The 13971-nt window shown below is 55.2% G+C and carries 9 protein-coding genes; 4 read left to right on the forward strand and 5 right to left on the reverse strand.

All coding sequences use genetic code 11. From position 1 onward, the window contains the following. Positions 1 to 3 precede the first annotated feature (3 nt). Positions 4 to 3900, reverse strand: coding sequence for an ATP-dependent RNA helicase HrpA (gene hrpA, locus AC6I8L_RS10070; protein ID WP_058959774.1), 3897 nt, complete (start codon positions 3898 to 3900; stop codon positions 4 to 6). 255 nt (positions 3901 to 4155) lie between these two features. On the opposite strand from hrpA, the gene azoR reads away from it, so the two are divergent. Beyond that, on the forward strand, positions 4156 to 4755 hold the full coding sequence (gene azoR, locus AC6I8L_RS10075) for an FMN-dependent NADH-azoreductase (protein ID WP_034821315.1): 600 nt from the start codon (positions 4156 to 4158) through the stop codon (positions 4753 to 4755). Positions 4756 to 4859: 104 nt separating this feature from the next. Here azoR and AC6I8L_RS10080 read toward each other — a convergent pair whose 3' ends face one another. From AC6I8L_RS10080 to AC6I8L_RS10090, 3 genes are read right to left on the reverse strand one after another with little or no spacing between them, the layout of a single operon-like run. After that, positions 4860 to 5180, reverse strand: coding sequence for a YdbL family probable chaperone protein (locus tag AC6I8L_RS10080; RefSeq protein WP_034821318.1), 321 nt, complete (start codon positions 5178 to 5180; stop codon positions 4860 to 4862). Between the two features lie 11 nt (positions 5181 to 5191). Next, a complete protein-coding gene (locus tag AC6I8L_RS10085) occupies positions 5192 to 5380 on the reverse strand; it encodes a YnbE family lipoprotein (protein WP_013509194.1) in 189 nt (62 codons plus the stop codon). Beyond that, positions 5377 to 7995, reverse strand: coding sequence for a YdbH family protein (locus tag AC6I8L_RS10090; RefSeq protein ID WP_058959775.1), 2619 nt, complete (start codon positions 7993 to 7995; stop codon positions 5377 to 5379). Before AC6I8L_RS10090 ends, AC6I8L_RS10085 begins: the two co-directional genes overlap by 4 nt. Before the next feature lie 165 nt (positions 7996 to 8160). Between AC6I8L_RS10090 and AC6I8L_RS10095 the strand changes: the two genes are divergently transcribed. After that, positions 8161 to 9153, forward strand: a complete 993-nt coding sequence (locus AC6I8L_RS10095) for a 2-hydroxyacid dehydrogenase (RefSeq protein WP_058959846.1) — start codon at positions 8161 to 8163, stop codon at positions 9151 to 9153. Between the two features lie 16 nt (positions 9154 to 9169). Here the strand turns inward: AC6I8L_RS10095 and AC6I8L_RS10100 are convergent, their stop codons facing one another. After that, positions 9170 to 9442, reverse strand: a complete 273-nt coding sequence (locus tag AC6I8L_RS10100) for a putative hemolysin (RefSeq protein WP_058959776.1) — start codon at positions 9440 to 9442, stop codon at positions 9170 to 9172. A 188-nt stretch (positions 9443 to 9630) separates the two neighbouring features. On the opposite strand from AC6I8L_RS10100, the gene AC6I8L_RS10105 reads away from it, so the two are divergent. Then, entirely contained in the window at positions 9631 to 10287 is a 657-nt protein-coding gene (locus AC6I8L_RS10105; RefSeq protein ID WP_058959777.1) for an MgtC/SapB family protein, read from the forward strand. 136 nt (positions 10288 to 10423) lie between these two features. Next, the gene (nifJ, locus tag AC6I8L_RS10110) at positions 10424 to 13951 is read left to right on the forward strand and encodes a pyruvate:ferredoxin (flavodoxin) oxidoreductase (RefSeq protein ID WP_058959778.1); all 3528 of its coding nucleotides are present in this window, start codon (positions 10424 to 10426) and stop codon (positions 13949 to 13951) included. Positions 13952 to 13971: the final 20 nt, after the last annotated feature.

The following is a 13971-nucleotide window of genomic DNA, read 5'->3' on the forward strand; positions in this document are numbered from 1 at the left end:
GACTCAGCTAATTTGTTCCATCGCCTGCAGAATACGCTTATCAGAGATAGGATAAGGTGTGCCCAGCTGCTGAGCAAAATAGCTAATCCGTAACTCCTCAAGCATCCAGCGGATCGCCTGAACTTCAGCATCATCCTGACGCTGCGGGGGCAGTTTATTGCGCCATGCTTGCCACGCCTGCTCTGTGGCCTGCACTTTCAGCATGCGCGCACGATCGCTGTAAGGGTCAGTCGGCAGTTTTTCAAGGCGGCGCTCGATGCCCTGTAAATAGCGCAACGTATCGCCCAGATGCTGATAGCCATTACCGGTGACAAAGCCGCGGTATACCAGGCCACTCATTTGCGCTTTAATATCAGACAGTGCCAGCGCCAGCGTCATGTCGACACGCCCCTTCAGGAACTTGTTAATATTGAACACGCTGGTCAGAATCTGCTCGACCTGTTTGGCGATAGTCACCACAGTTTCGTTCAATTCAGCACGCACTTTGTCGCGCAGTTGCTCGAAATTTTCCTGTTGCCATGCCGGACCGCCCGCTTCCGCCATCAGTTTGTCGACACCACAAGCGATGCAGTCATCAATCAAATCCAGCACTTTGCCGTAAGGATTGAAGTACAAGCCGAGTTTAGCTTTGTTGGGCAGTTTCTCGTGCAGATACTTGATTGGCGACGGGATATTCAGCAGCAGCAGGCGACGCTGGCCTCGCCACATCATCTTTTGCTGCTCAAGCTCGTTGTCGAACAGGCGAATGGCGACACTGTCTTTCTCGTCGACCAGTGCGGGCCAGGCTTTAACCTGATAGCTGCCGCGTTTCTGCTCGTAACTTTGCGGCAAATCACCAAAGCTCCAGATGTGCAGTCCGCTCTGCTCCAGCCCATCGTCTGCGACTTTCGACAGCGTTTCCTGCACTTTACCTTTCAATACCTGCTTTAATTGATGCAGATCTTTGCCTTCCTGCAGCTTGCGATTGTGTTCATCCACAATGCGGAAGGTCATTTTCAGGTGATCGGGCACCTGATCCCACTGCCAGGCTTCACGATCAATGGTCACCCCGGTCATGCGGCGGAACTCGCGCTCCAGCGCATCCAGCAGCGGTAACTCCATCGCTTTTACACGACCAAGGAAAGCTTCTGCGTAGTTCGGTGCAGGCACCAGATTACGGCGCGTCGGTTTTGGTAACGATTTAATCAGTGCAATCACCAACTCACGGCGGACACCGGGGATCTGCCACTCAAAACCACCCTCTTCAACCTGATTCAGCAACGGCAACGGAATGTGAACGGTAACACCATCGGCATCCGCGCCGGGCTCAAACTGATAGCTCAGTTTCAGCTTCAGATTGCCCTGATGCCAGAAATTCGGGTAATCGAGCTGGCTGACTTTATCCGCGCCATCTTTGATCAGCATCTGCTTATCAAAACTCAGCAGGTCAGGATTGTCCTTGCTCGCCTGTTTCCACCAGCTATCAAAGTGGCGAGCAGAGACCACATCAGCGCCAATGCGGCGGTCGTAGAAAGCAAACAGCGTTTCATCATCGACCAGAATGTCACGACGACGTGATTTGTGTTCCAGATCTTCCACTTCACTGCGCAATTTGAGGTTGTTGCGCAGAAACGCATGACGCGTCTGCCAGTCGCCTTCCACCAGCGCGTGGCGGATAAACAGCTCACGACTGAGTGGCGCATCAATGCGGCTGTAGTTGACCTTACGCGCCTGCACAATTGCCAGGCCATACAGCGTGACTTTTTCTGTCGCCATTACCGCGCCCTGGGCTTTCTCCCAATGCGGTTCGCTGTAGCTGCGTTTAATCAGATGCTGGGCCAGCGGTTCGATCCATTCGGGATCGATACGTGCGGCCACGCGGCCCCACAACCGGCTGGTCTCCACCAGTTCCGCGACCATGGTCCACTTCGGCGGCTTCTTAAACAGGCCGGAGCCAGGGAAAATGGAGAAGCGGGCATTACGCGCGCCGGTGAATTCCTGCTTCTCATTGTCTTTCTGACCAATATGCGACAGTAATCCGGTCAGTAAAGCGCAGTGCACTTCACGATAGGGCGCGGGTTCGCTGTTAACCGGCATACCCTGTTCGCGTACCACCTGACGCAACTGCGTGTAAATATCCTGCCATTCACGCACGCGCAAATAGTTGAGAAAGTCGGTTTTACACTGACGACGGAAGTGATTGCCCGACAGCGCTTTTTGCTGCTCCTGCAGATAATTCCACAGATTCACAAATGAGAGGAAATCCGACTCTTTGTCAGCAAAACGCCGATGTTTTTCATCGGATGCCTGCTGTTTATCACTTGGGCGCTCGCGCGGATCCTGAATCGATAAGGCCGCAGTGATGATCATCGCTTCACGCACACAGCCAAATTTTTGCGCTTCCAGTACCATGCGTGCCAGACGCGGATCGACTGGCAATTGCGCCAGCTGGCGGCCAGACGTCGTCAGCTTGTAGGTTTCATCCTCACTTAGCGTGATAGCGCCCAACTCTTCCAGCAAGCGCACGCCATCCTGAATATTGCGCTTATCGGGTGCTTCGACAAACGGAAATGCGCCGATATCGCCCAGGCCGAGCGCCGTCATTTGCAAGATAACCGACGCCAGGTTGGTACGCAGAATTTCCGGATCGGTAAACGCCGGACGACTGAGGAAGTCGTCTTCAGAGTAGAGACGGATACAGATCCCTTCCGACACACGTCCGCAACGCCCTTTACGTTGATTGGCGGATGCCTGAGAAATCGGCTCGATCGGCAGGCGCTGCACCTTAGTACGATAGCTGTAGCGGCTAATGCGCGCCGTACCGGGATCGATAACGTATTTAATGCCCGGTACGGTGAGTGAAGTCTCGGCCACGTTGGTGGCCAGCACGATGCGGCGTCCACTGTGTGACTGGAACACCCGGTTCTGTTCGGCATTCGACAGCCGCGCATACAGCGGTAAGATTTCGGTGTGCGGGATATCGCGCTTCATCAGCGCATCGGCGGTATCGCGAATTTCGCGTTCACCACTCATAAAGATCAGGATATCGCCACGGCTCTCGTGACCTAACTCATCAACCGCGTCAAAAATCGCCTGCAGCTGATCGCGGTCGGTATCGTCAGCGTCTTCCACCATTGGGCGGTAGCGCACTTCGACCGGATAGGTGCGTCCTGAGACTTCAATCACCGGCGCATTATGGAAGTGGCGAGAGAAACGCTGCGGATCGATGGTCGCCGAGGTGATGATCACTTTCAAATCGGGACGGCGCGGCAGCAGCTCACGCAGATATCCCAGCAGAAAATCGATGTTCAGACTGCGTTCGTGCGCTTCATCGATGATGATGGTGTCATATTGCAACAACTGACGATCCTGCTGGATTTCCGCCAGCAGAATACCGTCGGTCATCAGCTTCACTTGCGTCGTGTCGCTGACCTGGTCGTTAAAGCGCACCTTATAACCGATAGTGCCGCCGAGCGAGGTTTCCAGCTCATCGGCAATACGGTTGGCGACGGTACGTGCCGCCAGACGTCGCGGCTGCGTATGACCAATCAACCCTTTGACACCACGCCCGAGCGCCAGACAAATCTTCGGTAGCTGGGTAGTTTTCCCTGAACCGGTTTCCCCGGCCACAATCACCACCTGATGATCGCGAATCGCCTCGGCTATTTCTTGCTGCTTTTGACTGACCGGCAGATTTTCCGGGAAGGTGATGCGTGGCGTGGCCGCCGTGCGCTGGGCAATGCGCAGTTCAGCGGCAGCAAATTCGGCTTCTAGTTCTGTTGCAATGCCCTGCTGCGCGGCTGGATTTTTCACCTTCGCTGCGCCATGCAAACGGCGCTGCAAGCGCTGGCGGTCGCGCAGCATCAGGTTATCGAGCCGCGTCCAGAGTGGGGCCAAAGGGGAAGTGACGGATGATGACATAGTGGTGTGTTACCTGTGGTCGCGGCGAGCCTGGCAAAGTGCGCTCGATGCCGGCTGAAATTTCCCGGCGGATTCAATCAATTATTGCCCGGCATAATAGCACACTCTGGACAACCTCACCTGACCGGACGTGCGACCTTATTCAATAATTTCGAACATAGGTCTCGAAATATTGCGCTTTTACCTCGCGGAGGATCTCCGTAGAGTGTAACGCATTGAGCGGTAAGCCAACCGCGTAACGCACAGGAAAATACCATGAGCAAAGTTTTAGTTCTGAAATCAAGCATTCTGGCCGGTTACTCTCAGTCAAACCAACTGGCTGACTTCTACGCTGAAGAAGCGCGCGCCAAAGGTAATGAAGTGACTGTTCGCGATCTGGCTGCTCAGCCAATTCCCGTTCTGGATGGCGAGTTGGTTGGCGCACTGCGTCCTTCTGATGCTCCGCTGTCTCCACGTCAGCAGGAAGCCCTGGCGCTGTCTGATGAGCTGATTGCAGAACTGCAAGCGCATGACACTGTGGTTATCGCTGCGCCAATGTACAACTTCAACATCCCTACTCAGCTGAAAAACTACTTCGACCTGATTGCGCGTGCTGGCGTGACTTTCCGTTACACCGAAGCAGGCCCGGAAGGTCTGGTCACCGGTAAACGTGCCGTGATCCTGTCAAGCCGTGGCGGTATTCACAAAGATACCCCAACCGATCTGCTGACCCCATACGTGAAATTGTTCCTGGGCTTCATCGGCATCACCGATGTGAACTTCGTGTTCGCTGAAGGTATTGCTTATGGTCCAGAAGTGGCGACCAAAGCGGCTAACGACGCGAAAGACGCCATCAAGCAAATTGTTGCTGCGTAATCTTAAGAACGTGATGAATACCCGAGAATAATGGGTATGATGCCATCTTTGCCGGGCCTGAGTGCCCGGCTTTTTTATGGCTGTGACTCAGATAATGATGGGTTTTACTTACGTAACCACTGCCCGTTGATACCGCGCACATACTCACCGCTGCCCGCGCGACTCACCAGCTTTTCGCCCGCGATACGTGCCACTTCACTGGTGCTCAGATTGTTCTGCTGCGCGACGCGCTGATATTGTTGCATACGGCCATCATTAATCCGTTTCACCAGCGCCAGGGTTTCATCATCCTGTTGTCGCGCCGCCACATAGCCACTGAGTGTTTCCCCCACGCGTCCCTGCTGCCGCGCCTCGTCCAGCGTCAGCGCCCACGCTGAAGGCACCAGCAGCAGCGCCAGCAACAATGCCATCGCTTTCGATTTCATCATGCCGCTCCTCAAAACAGGCCGCTTTGGTTTTTCAGCAACGCTTCCACATCTTTATCGACCTTGATGTGGATTTCATGTTCGATCTTCACGTTCATATTGATGGTGATCGGCTCTTTCGGTGCCGCCACTTCAATGCGCGGCACGCAACCGATCAGCGGCAGCCCAGCTGCCAACACCAGCAATGCCCTGAGGCTCATGGTTGGGGATCCTTCTTCGATGGCAGGGTGGCATTTTGTTCCACCCAGGATTGCAAATTATCGCCAAAGCGCAGGCTGCGCCACAGCTGGAACAGATTTTCCTGATGCCGATAGTTGAGGTTAATCGACTGTCGGCGATTACTAAACTGACTGGTGCCTTTCACTTCGGACTGCATCGTGAGATTGCCGAAGTTATCGAGGTCCAAAGTGGCCCATGAACGGGAAATCTCCATGTAACGCAGCCAGTCCATGGCGGCTCCCGCGGCAAAGTTATTACTGACGATGGCATCCGCCATATCTTTATCCATGCGGAAGGTCAGCGGGCCGCTGTTGGCAATCCAGCCCTTTTCAATCAGCCATTGCGGATTATTCACCCATAGCGGTAGCTCACCATTCACTTTGCCCGACATGGCAAACTGCTTCGGTTTGATTGCCGTGATCAGCCTGCTAAGGTCAATCTCGCGCAGTGTAACGCGCGCGGGCTCATGCTGCGGCATCCTCAGCTCTGGCATGCTGACATGGCCGCCTAAGAGATCGAGATTCACGTTACTGAGCGTCAACGGCTGGCGTTCCTGCCATGGGTAGTGGCCCTGCAGATCGGCAGTGATGTTCTGCAACGCAAACTGATTTTTGACCTCAGCGATGCGCAGTGAAACCGGACCGCGACGCCCTAACTGCCATTGGTGATCCTTGAGACGGAACGGCAGCGTGAAGTCGATGCCATTGATTTCACTATCCGGCATCCACACGCTGCCCTTTTTCACTGCCCAGAAACCACCGGCTTCAAAGCCCTGTTTGATGGCCGCAGAAAACGCCATTTGTGCCCGCAATTCACCTGACTGAATGCGCATCTTCAAATCGCTACTGAGCAACGGCTGGAACACCGTCAATGATTGTGCTGGCCACCAGGCCTCACCACGCAGACGTTCACCATCCCAGCGCCCATGAACCCGCACCGGGCCGATATCCTCAGCAGTAAGTTGCCCACGCCAGATAAAGCGACTCGGATCGCTGCCTTTGGCCTCAAAGCGCAGTTCTGAAGGCGGCAACCACCCGCCATAGCTAAACTGCGTCTGACCGGATTTCAGGGTAAAACCCCCGTTGAAAGCCGGATGCGCGACGTCTCGCTGCCAGCGCACCGGTGCGGTTAAGGTCAGGCGCGGTTTGTCGACTTGCACCATGCCATAGGCTAATTGATCAAAGCCGGTATTGAGTGTGTCCAGACTGATTAACGTATCCTGCCAGCTACCCGTGCCCTTCACATCCCATTTGGCATTGAGCGGCTGCATCATTCCATCGCCCCAGTATCGCCAGTTCCAGCGTCCGCTGTCTGGCCAAAAATCGCTGGCGCGGCCATCAAGATGCAGCGTGAAGCGACCGAAGTTGGGATCGTGAGCTTTTAGAATTGCTTGTAATCTGCCATTGATACCGCGCGAGGCAAGTGTCACGCCCGCTAACGGCCAGCGTGCTTCATCCACTTCCAGCGTCGAAAGCAAGCGTCCACGCAGGCGCAGCAGCGCACCTTGCTTAAGTGTGATTTGCGGATCGGTCAACATGCCGTGCAATATGCCCGGCATGCTGCCGAACAACTGCAGGTCGGCAAACTTACTTTCGCCGGTCAGCTGGAACGGTAACGCGCTGTCGGTAAGGCTCAATGTGCCCGGCCCGACACTCAGCACCAGGTTACCCTTACCGCCGCGGCCTTGGGTAAGCAGATTGAACCGCCCGCTGACCTGGGTGTTTTCCAGACCCTGCTGCCAGTTGTCGAGGGTGAGCGCCAAACCACCCGACAGCGGTTGGCCAGCTTGCGGCCAGCGCCAATGTCCCTGAGTGATACGTATCTGTTGCGCATCGACCTGCCACGGTAACTGCAACAACGGCTGATCGTCACCCTGCTGATTAATCACCAGCGTGCCTTGCTGCTGCTGCCAGTTAAGCGTCATCGCCAGCGGCTGCGGCCACTGCGCCAGATTGACATCACCGCTGAGTTCACCCGCCACCGGCAAACCGTTAGCAAAGGTGGGCAGCGTCAGCTCACCGTGCAAATCGAGCGGTTTCGGCAGCAAAGGATGACTGAGCTGAAGTTGTGCGATCTGCAGTTGCTGCCCCTGCAAACGTGCATCCAGTTGCAGGTTATCGCCCTGATAATGTAACTGCTGGACGCTTTTATCGAGGCTGAGATCAAAACGTCCGGCATATTGCTGCCAGGGTAAAATACTCAGTTGCTCAAGATGGATATCGGCACCCGGTAACATTTGTTGCCATTCGGCCAGACTGCGCGGTGCACCGCTGGAATCGCTCTGTGGCAGGGCTTGCAGGCATTCACTGTTGAGCTGTACGGCCTGTGCACTGAGCTGCCAGCGTTTATGTTGCCAACCCAGCGCGACATCTTTGACATTCGCCAACTCGCAGTCACCAGCCAGATAGCTTACCGCCGGAAAGTGCACGCCGCCGTTATGCCAGCGTGGTGAACCATTGAGCTCAACGCGGGTATTTTCCGGCAGCCAGATGCCCGCCAGACGCGGCAACCATTGCGTCAGCGTCAGCAGCAATCCCAACAGCAGCAATATCAGCGCCAGTAGCGCAGCAAGTGTTCGACGGAGGCCCCGCGACATGGCAGTTAACTATCCTGTTCTTTACGCAATCCTGACGGTGATGATGTCATGTTATGCCCGGCAAATGAAGGTGTTAGCTATATAGCCTGGCTGAAGATCAGCAAAATGATGCAGAAAACGTTATTCTGTGATGATACCGACGTTGCATTTTTCAGGAGCGAAATAATGAAAGTTGCGGTTTACAGCACCAAACACTACGACCAGAAATACTTTGAACACGTCAATGCCAGCTTTGGATTTGAGCTGCAGTTTTTTGACTTCCTGCTGAGCGAAACCACGGCCAAAAATGCGGCGGGCTGCGATGCGGTGTGCATTTTCGTTAATGATGATGGCAGTAAAGGGGTGCTGGAGGAGCTGGCGGCACTGGGCGTGAAAACCATCGCGCTGCGCTGTGCCGGATTTAATAACGTCGACCTTGAAGCGGCTGCCGCCCTCGGTTTGCAGGTGGTACGCGTACCGGCCTATTCGCCGGAAGCGGTGGCTGAACACGCGGTGGGGTTGATGATGACGCTGAATCGCCGCATTCACCGCGCCTATCAACGCACACGTGATGCTAACTTCTCGCTGGATGGCCTGACCGGTTTCAATATGCACGGCAAAACGGCGGGTGTGATTGGCACCGGTAAAATCGGTGTGGCGACCATGCGCATCCTGAAAGGCTTTGGCATGCGTTTACTGGCGTTCGATCCTTATCCAAGTGCTGCTGCACTCGAACTGGGTGCCGAGTATGTCGATCTGAAAACGCTGTTTGCCGCATCCGATGTAATTACGCTGCATTGCCCAATGACGCCTGAAAATCATCATCTGCTGAATGCACAAGCCTTTAATCAAATGAAAGATGGGGTGATGATCATCAACACCAGCCGTGGTGGCCTGATCGACTCACAGGCAGCCATTGATGCGCTGAAGCAGCAAAAGATAGGTTCACTCGGTATGGATGTGTATGAAAATGAGCGCGATCTGTTCTTTGAAGATAAATCGAACGATGTGATTCAGGACGATGTGTTCCGTCGCCTGTCAGCCTGCCATAACGTGTTGTTCACCGGCCATCAGGCATTCCTGACTGCCGAAGCCCTGACGGCGATTTCCGAAACCACGCTCAGCAATTTACAGAAGCTTGAACGTGGCGAAGACTGCCCGAATCAGGTGAAAGCGTAAAGATGTGGCGCCTGCCTCAGCGGGCGCACTGTCCACCCATCAGCGCCTGCTCGTCACAACGACGGCCATTGGCTAGCTGACACATGCCAATACGCGATCCATCCAGCTGGCGTGAAAACGCCAATGTTCCCCCGGCATTACTGCAATTCACTTCGGCCATAGATGCCATAACAACATGCGGTTGAACGTGTGCTGCGGTAGCCTGTTGCGGTGGTTCGTCATCACTGTTGCTGCTGCAGGCAGAAAGTAACAGTGCTGCACCGGCCAGCAGGAAGGTAGCGGCTTTCATCGGTCGGGCTCCGGGGAGTTGGGCGTAAAAGAGCCCCCAGCATATGTCAGGTGCGTTAAGGGATCGATAGGCGACACAGCTTTTTACAAATTTTTTTATCGCCTTTTGCAAGCAGAATTATCCTGATTGGACCTGAACAGCCTTTTTTCACCGAAACAATCCTATTTATCAATGCATAAGGAGGAATCATGCTAACAGACATGTTGATCCGTATTGCGCTCGCCGGCATTTTGGGTGGATTGATTGGCCTCGAGCGTCAGATGCGCGCCAAAGAGGCCGGATTACGCACCCACATTTTGGTGGGTATTGGCAGTGCTATGTTTATGCTGGTGTCGAAGTATGGCTTCGCCGACATGCTTGATAGTGATCACGTGGCGCTCGATCCCAGCCGAATTGCCGCACAGGTGGTGAGTGGGATGGGCTTCCTCGGCGCCGGTACCATCATCATCCAAAAACAAGTGGTCAAGGGTTTAACCACCGCCGCAGGTTTGTGGGTCACCGCCGCGATTGGCCTGGTGATTGGTAGCGGCATGTATGAAATTGGTATTTATGGCACGGTGCTAGCGCTGGTGGTGTTAGAAACCTTCCGTCGCATCAGTCATTGGCTGATCGGCCGCCATCACACGCTAATGGTGCACCTTAAACCCAAAAGTGTGCCGCTGGTGTTGCTGGTGCTGCAACGCGAGAATATCCGTTACGGTCACATTGCTGTGGTAAATCGGGATGTGGAGAATGGCCTGTGTGAACTCAGCGTTGAGGTGACATTGTCACGCAGTGCCGCTATTCACACCATCTACGATAAAGTGATGGAAATCAAAGGCGTTCAATCATTAGAAATGATGTAAAAATCAACAACCTTAGATGGCAGTGCGCTCACCTGTCGCCACCACACAGATGAAAAAGTCCGACCAAATTGCTTTGCTAAACTGAATCATTACCCCCGTAAAGTTTCGGGTTTCTCAGCGTAGCAAAGGACGATTTATGATTACCGTCGACGGCAACGGTGCGGTGGCTTCGGTCGCTTTCCGCACCAGTGAAGTGATCGCCATTTATCCCATCACGCCCAGCTCCACCATGGCGGAACTGGCCGACAGTTGGTCTGGCGAAGGTCGCCGCAATATCTGGGGTGATATCCCTCGCGTGGTGGAGATGCAGTCAGAAGGCGGCGCGATTGCTACCGTGCACGGTGCGTTACAAACCGGCGCCCTTTCCACCACGTTCACGTCATCTCAGGGCCTGCTGCTGATGATCCCGACGCTGTATAAACTCGCCGGGCAGCTGACGCCGTTTGTCCTGCATGTTGCTGCGCGAACTGTTGCCACGCATGCGCTGTCGATATTTGGCGATCACTCTGATGTGATGGCGGTGCGCCAGACCGGTTGCGCACAACTGTGTGCTTCCAGCGTGCAGGAAGCACAGGATTTCGCGTTGATTTCTCAGATGGCTTCACTGAATAGCCGCGTGCCCTTTATCCACTTCTTCGACGGTTTCCGCACCTCACATGAGATCAATAAGATCGTCCCCATCAGTGATGAAACCCTGCAAGCACTGATGCCAGCACAAGCGATCGCAGAACATCGTGCACGCGCACTGACGCCGGATCGTCCAACCATTCGCGGCACCTCCGCCAATCCTGATACCTATTTCCAGTCACGCGAAGCCACTAACCGCTGGTACGACGCCTGTACCGGCCATGTTGAAGCCGCCATGAACGCGTTTGCCGCTAACACCGGCCGCCAGTATCAGCCGTTTGAGTTTTATGGTCATCCGCAGGCTGAGCGCGTGATAGTAATGATGGGTTCGGGCTGCGGCACCGCCGAAGAAGCGATTGATGTGCTGTTGCAGCGCGGCGAAAAGGTCGGATTGGTGAAAGTGCGCCTCTATCGTCCGTTCTCAGCGGCGCATCTGATCAAAACGCTGCCCGTTTCGGTTCAGCGCGTGGCGGTGCTGGATCGCACCAAAGAGCCCGGCGCATTGGGTGAGCCGCTGTTCCTGGATGTGATGACCGCACTGGCTGAAGCCTTTAGCCGGGGTGAACGCCCGACGCTGCCGAAAGTGATCGGCGGACGCTACGGTCTGTCATCGAAAGAGTTTGCCCCTGATGCCGTGCTCGCTGTGTTCCGTGCGCTGCAGCGTGAACAACCGCCTGCGCGTTTCACCGTGGGTATTTATGATGATGTCACGCACTTATCGCTGCCGATGGAGGCCAACATCGTGCCGAACCGGGCGCGACTGGAAGCGCTGTTTTACGGCCTCGGTAGTGACGGTAGCGTGAGCGCCAGCAAAAACAACCTGAAGATCATCGGCAATGCCACGCCGTGGCACGTGCAAGGCTATTTCGTTTATGACTCGAAAAAAGCGGGCGGCCTGACCGTTTCGCATCTGCGCGTCAGTGAACATCCCATCCAGTCGGCGTATCTGGTGCAACAGGCTGATTTTATTGGCTGCCATCAGCTGCAGTTCATCGATAAATATTCGATGCTTGATCAGTTGAAACCGGGCGGCATTTTTCTGCTGAATACGCCTTATGCCGCTGATGAAGTCTGGTCACGCCTGCCGCAGGAAGTGCAGAGCCAGCTTAATGACAAGCAGGCGCGGTTTTATGTCATCAATGCGGCGCGTATTGCGCGTGAATGCCAGCTCGGTGCGCGCATTAATACCGTGATGCAAATGGCGTTCTTCCAGTTGACGCAGATTTTGCCCGGCGACAGTGCATTAACCGAACTGCAAAACGCCATTGCACGCAGTTACAGCAGTAAAGGCGAGGAGCTGGTGCAGCGTAACTGGCAGGCGCTGGCGATGGCTCAACAGGCGCTGGAAGCGGTACCGCTACAGGTGGTTGATCAGCACAGCCCGCACCGTCCGCCGGTGGTATCCGATAGCGCACCGGATTTTGTCAAAACCGTCACCGCCGCCATGCTGGCAGGATTAGGCGACAAATTGCCGGTGTCCGCACTGCCGCCAGACGGCACCTGGCCCGTTGGCACCACCCAGTGGGAAAAACGCAACATCGCCGAAGCGATCCCCATCTGGCAACCCGACCTGTGTACGCAGTGTAATCACTGCGCAGCAGCCTGCCCGCACGCGGCGATTCGCGCTAAAGTTGTTGCGCCTGCAGCCATGGACTCAGCACCCGATTCACTTGCTTTTCTCGACGTCAAATCACGCGATATGCGCGGCCAGAAATACGTGTTGCAGGTAGCACCTGAGGATTGCACTGGCTGTAATCTGTGTGTCGAAGTGTGCCCGGCCAGCGATCGCCAGCATCCGGAGATAAAAGCCATCAACATGCAATCCCGTCTTGAGCATGTTGAAACTGAAAAGGTGAATTACGATGCGTTTCTTGCGCTGCCGGAAATCACGGCGGAACAGCTGGAACGCATTGATATTCGCACCTCACAACTGATCACCCCGCTGTTTGAGTATTCGGGCGCCTGTTCCGGCTGTGGGGAGACGCCGTATATCAAGTTGCTGACGCAGCTGTATGGCGATCGACTGTTGATTGCCAACGCCACCGGTTGCTCATCCATATATGGCGGTAATCTCCCCTCCACCCCTTACACCACTAACGCTGAAGGACGCGGACCGGCATGGGCCAATTCCCTGTTTGAAGATAATGCTGAATTCGGGCTCGGTTTCCGCCTGAGCGTTGATCAGCAGCAACAGCGTGCGCTACGTCTGTTAGATCAGTGTGCGCCACAGTTGCCTGACGCTTTAGTGGCAGCATTGAAAGAGGAAAATGTCCTGCCCTCTGTTCGTCGCGAGCAAATCGTTGAACTGCGTCAGCAGCTGGCGGCTTCATCATCAGCGCACGCAGGCGAATTGCGGGTTATCGCCGATGCGCTGGTGGAGAAATCTGTCTGGCTGATTGGAGGCGATGGATGGGCCTATGACATCGGCTATGGCGGTCTTGATCATGTGATGAGCCTGAGCGAAAACGTCAACGTGCTGGTTCTCGACACCCAGTGCTATTCCAATACCGGCGGACAAGCCTCCAAAGCCACGCCGCTCGGCGCAGTCACCAAGTTTGGCGAGCAAGGGAAGCGCAAAGCACGTAAGGATTTAGGCGTTGCCACCATGCTGTATGGGCATGTGTATGTGGCCCAAATTTCGCTGGGCGCGCAGTTGAATCAGACGGTGAAAGCGATTCAGGAAGCGGAGGCCTGGCCCGGCCCATCGCTGATCATCGCCTACAGTCCGTGTGAAGAGCACGGTTACGACCTCGCCTACAGCCATGAGCAGATGCGATTGTTGACCACCAGCGGATTCTGGCCGCTGTATCGTTTTGACCCTCGTCGGGCCGAGCAAGGCAAAGCGGCACTGGCGCTGGACTCTCGCCCGCCCACCTCGGTGCTGGAAGAGGCGTTGATGAACGAGCAGCGTTTCCGCCAGTTGCAAACCCATGAACCGGAAGCCGCTGCTCAGCTATGGCAGGAAGCAACCGAAGCCGCCTATCAACGCTATCAGCGACTGGCGGAAATGGCCGGTAAAGCAGAGAAAAGTGACTAAATGAACTAAGCCCGGCGCTC

The sequence above is a fragment of the Type-E symbiont of Plautia stali genome, assembly GCF_059731115.1.

Coding starts and splice junctions, on each gene's coding strand:
- hrpA (WP_058959774.1), bottom strand. CDS start 3,900: ATGTCATCATCCGTCACTTCCCCTTTGGCCCCACTCTGGACGCGGCTC.
- azoR (WP_034821315.1), top strand. CDS start 4,156: ATGAGCAAAGTTTTAGTTCTGAAATCAAGCATTCTGGCCGGTTACTCT.
- AC6I8L_RS10080 (WP_034821318.1), bottom strand. CDS start 5,180: ATGAAATCGAAAGCGATGGCATTGTTGCTGGCGCTGCTGCTGGTGCCT.
- AC6I8L_RS10085 (WP_013509194.1), bottom strand. CDS start 5,380: ATGAGCCTCAGGGCATTGCTGGTGTTGGCAGCTGGGCTGCCGCTGATC.
- AC6I8L_RS10090 (WP_058959775.1), bottom strand. CDS start 7,995: ATGTCGCGGGGCCTCCGTCGAACACTTGCTGCGCTACTGGCGCTGATA.
- AC6I8L_RS10095 (WP_058959846.1), top strand. CDS start 8,161: ATGAAAGTTGCGGTTTACAGCACCAAACACTACGACCAGAAATACTTT.
- AC6I8L_RS10100 (WP_058959776.1), bottom strand. CDS start 9,442: ATGAAAGCCGCTACCTTCCTGCTGGCCGGTGCAGCACTGTTACTTTCT.
- AC6I8L_RS10105 (WP_058959777.1), top strand. CDS start 9,631: ATGCTAACAGACATGTTGATCCGTATTGCGCTCGCCGGCATTTTGGGT.
- nifJ (WP_058959778.1), top strand. CDS start 10,424: ATGATTACCGTCGACGGCAACGGTGCGGTGGCTTCGGTCGCTTTCCGC.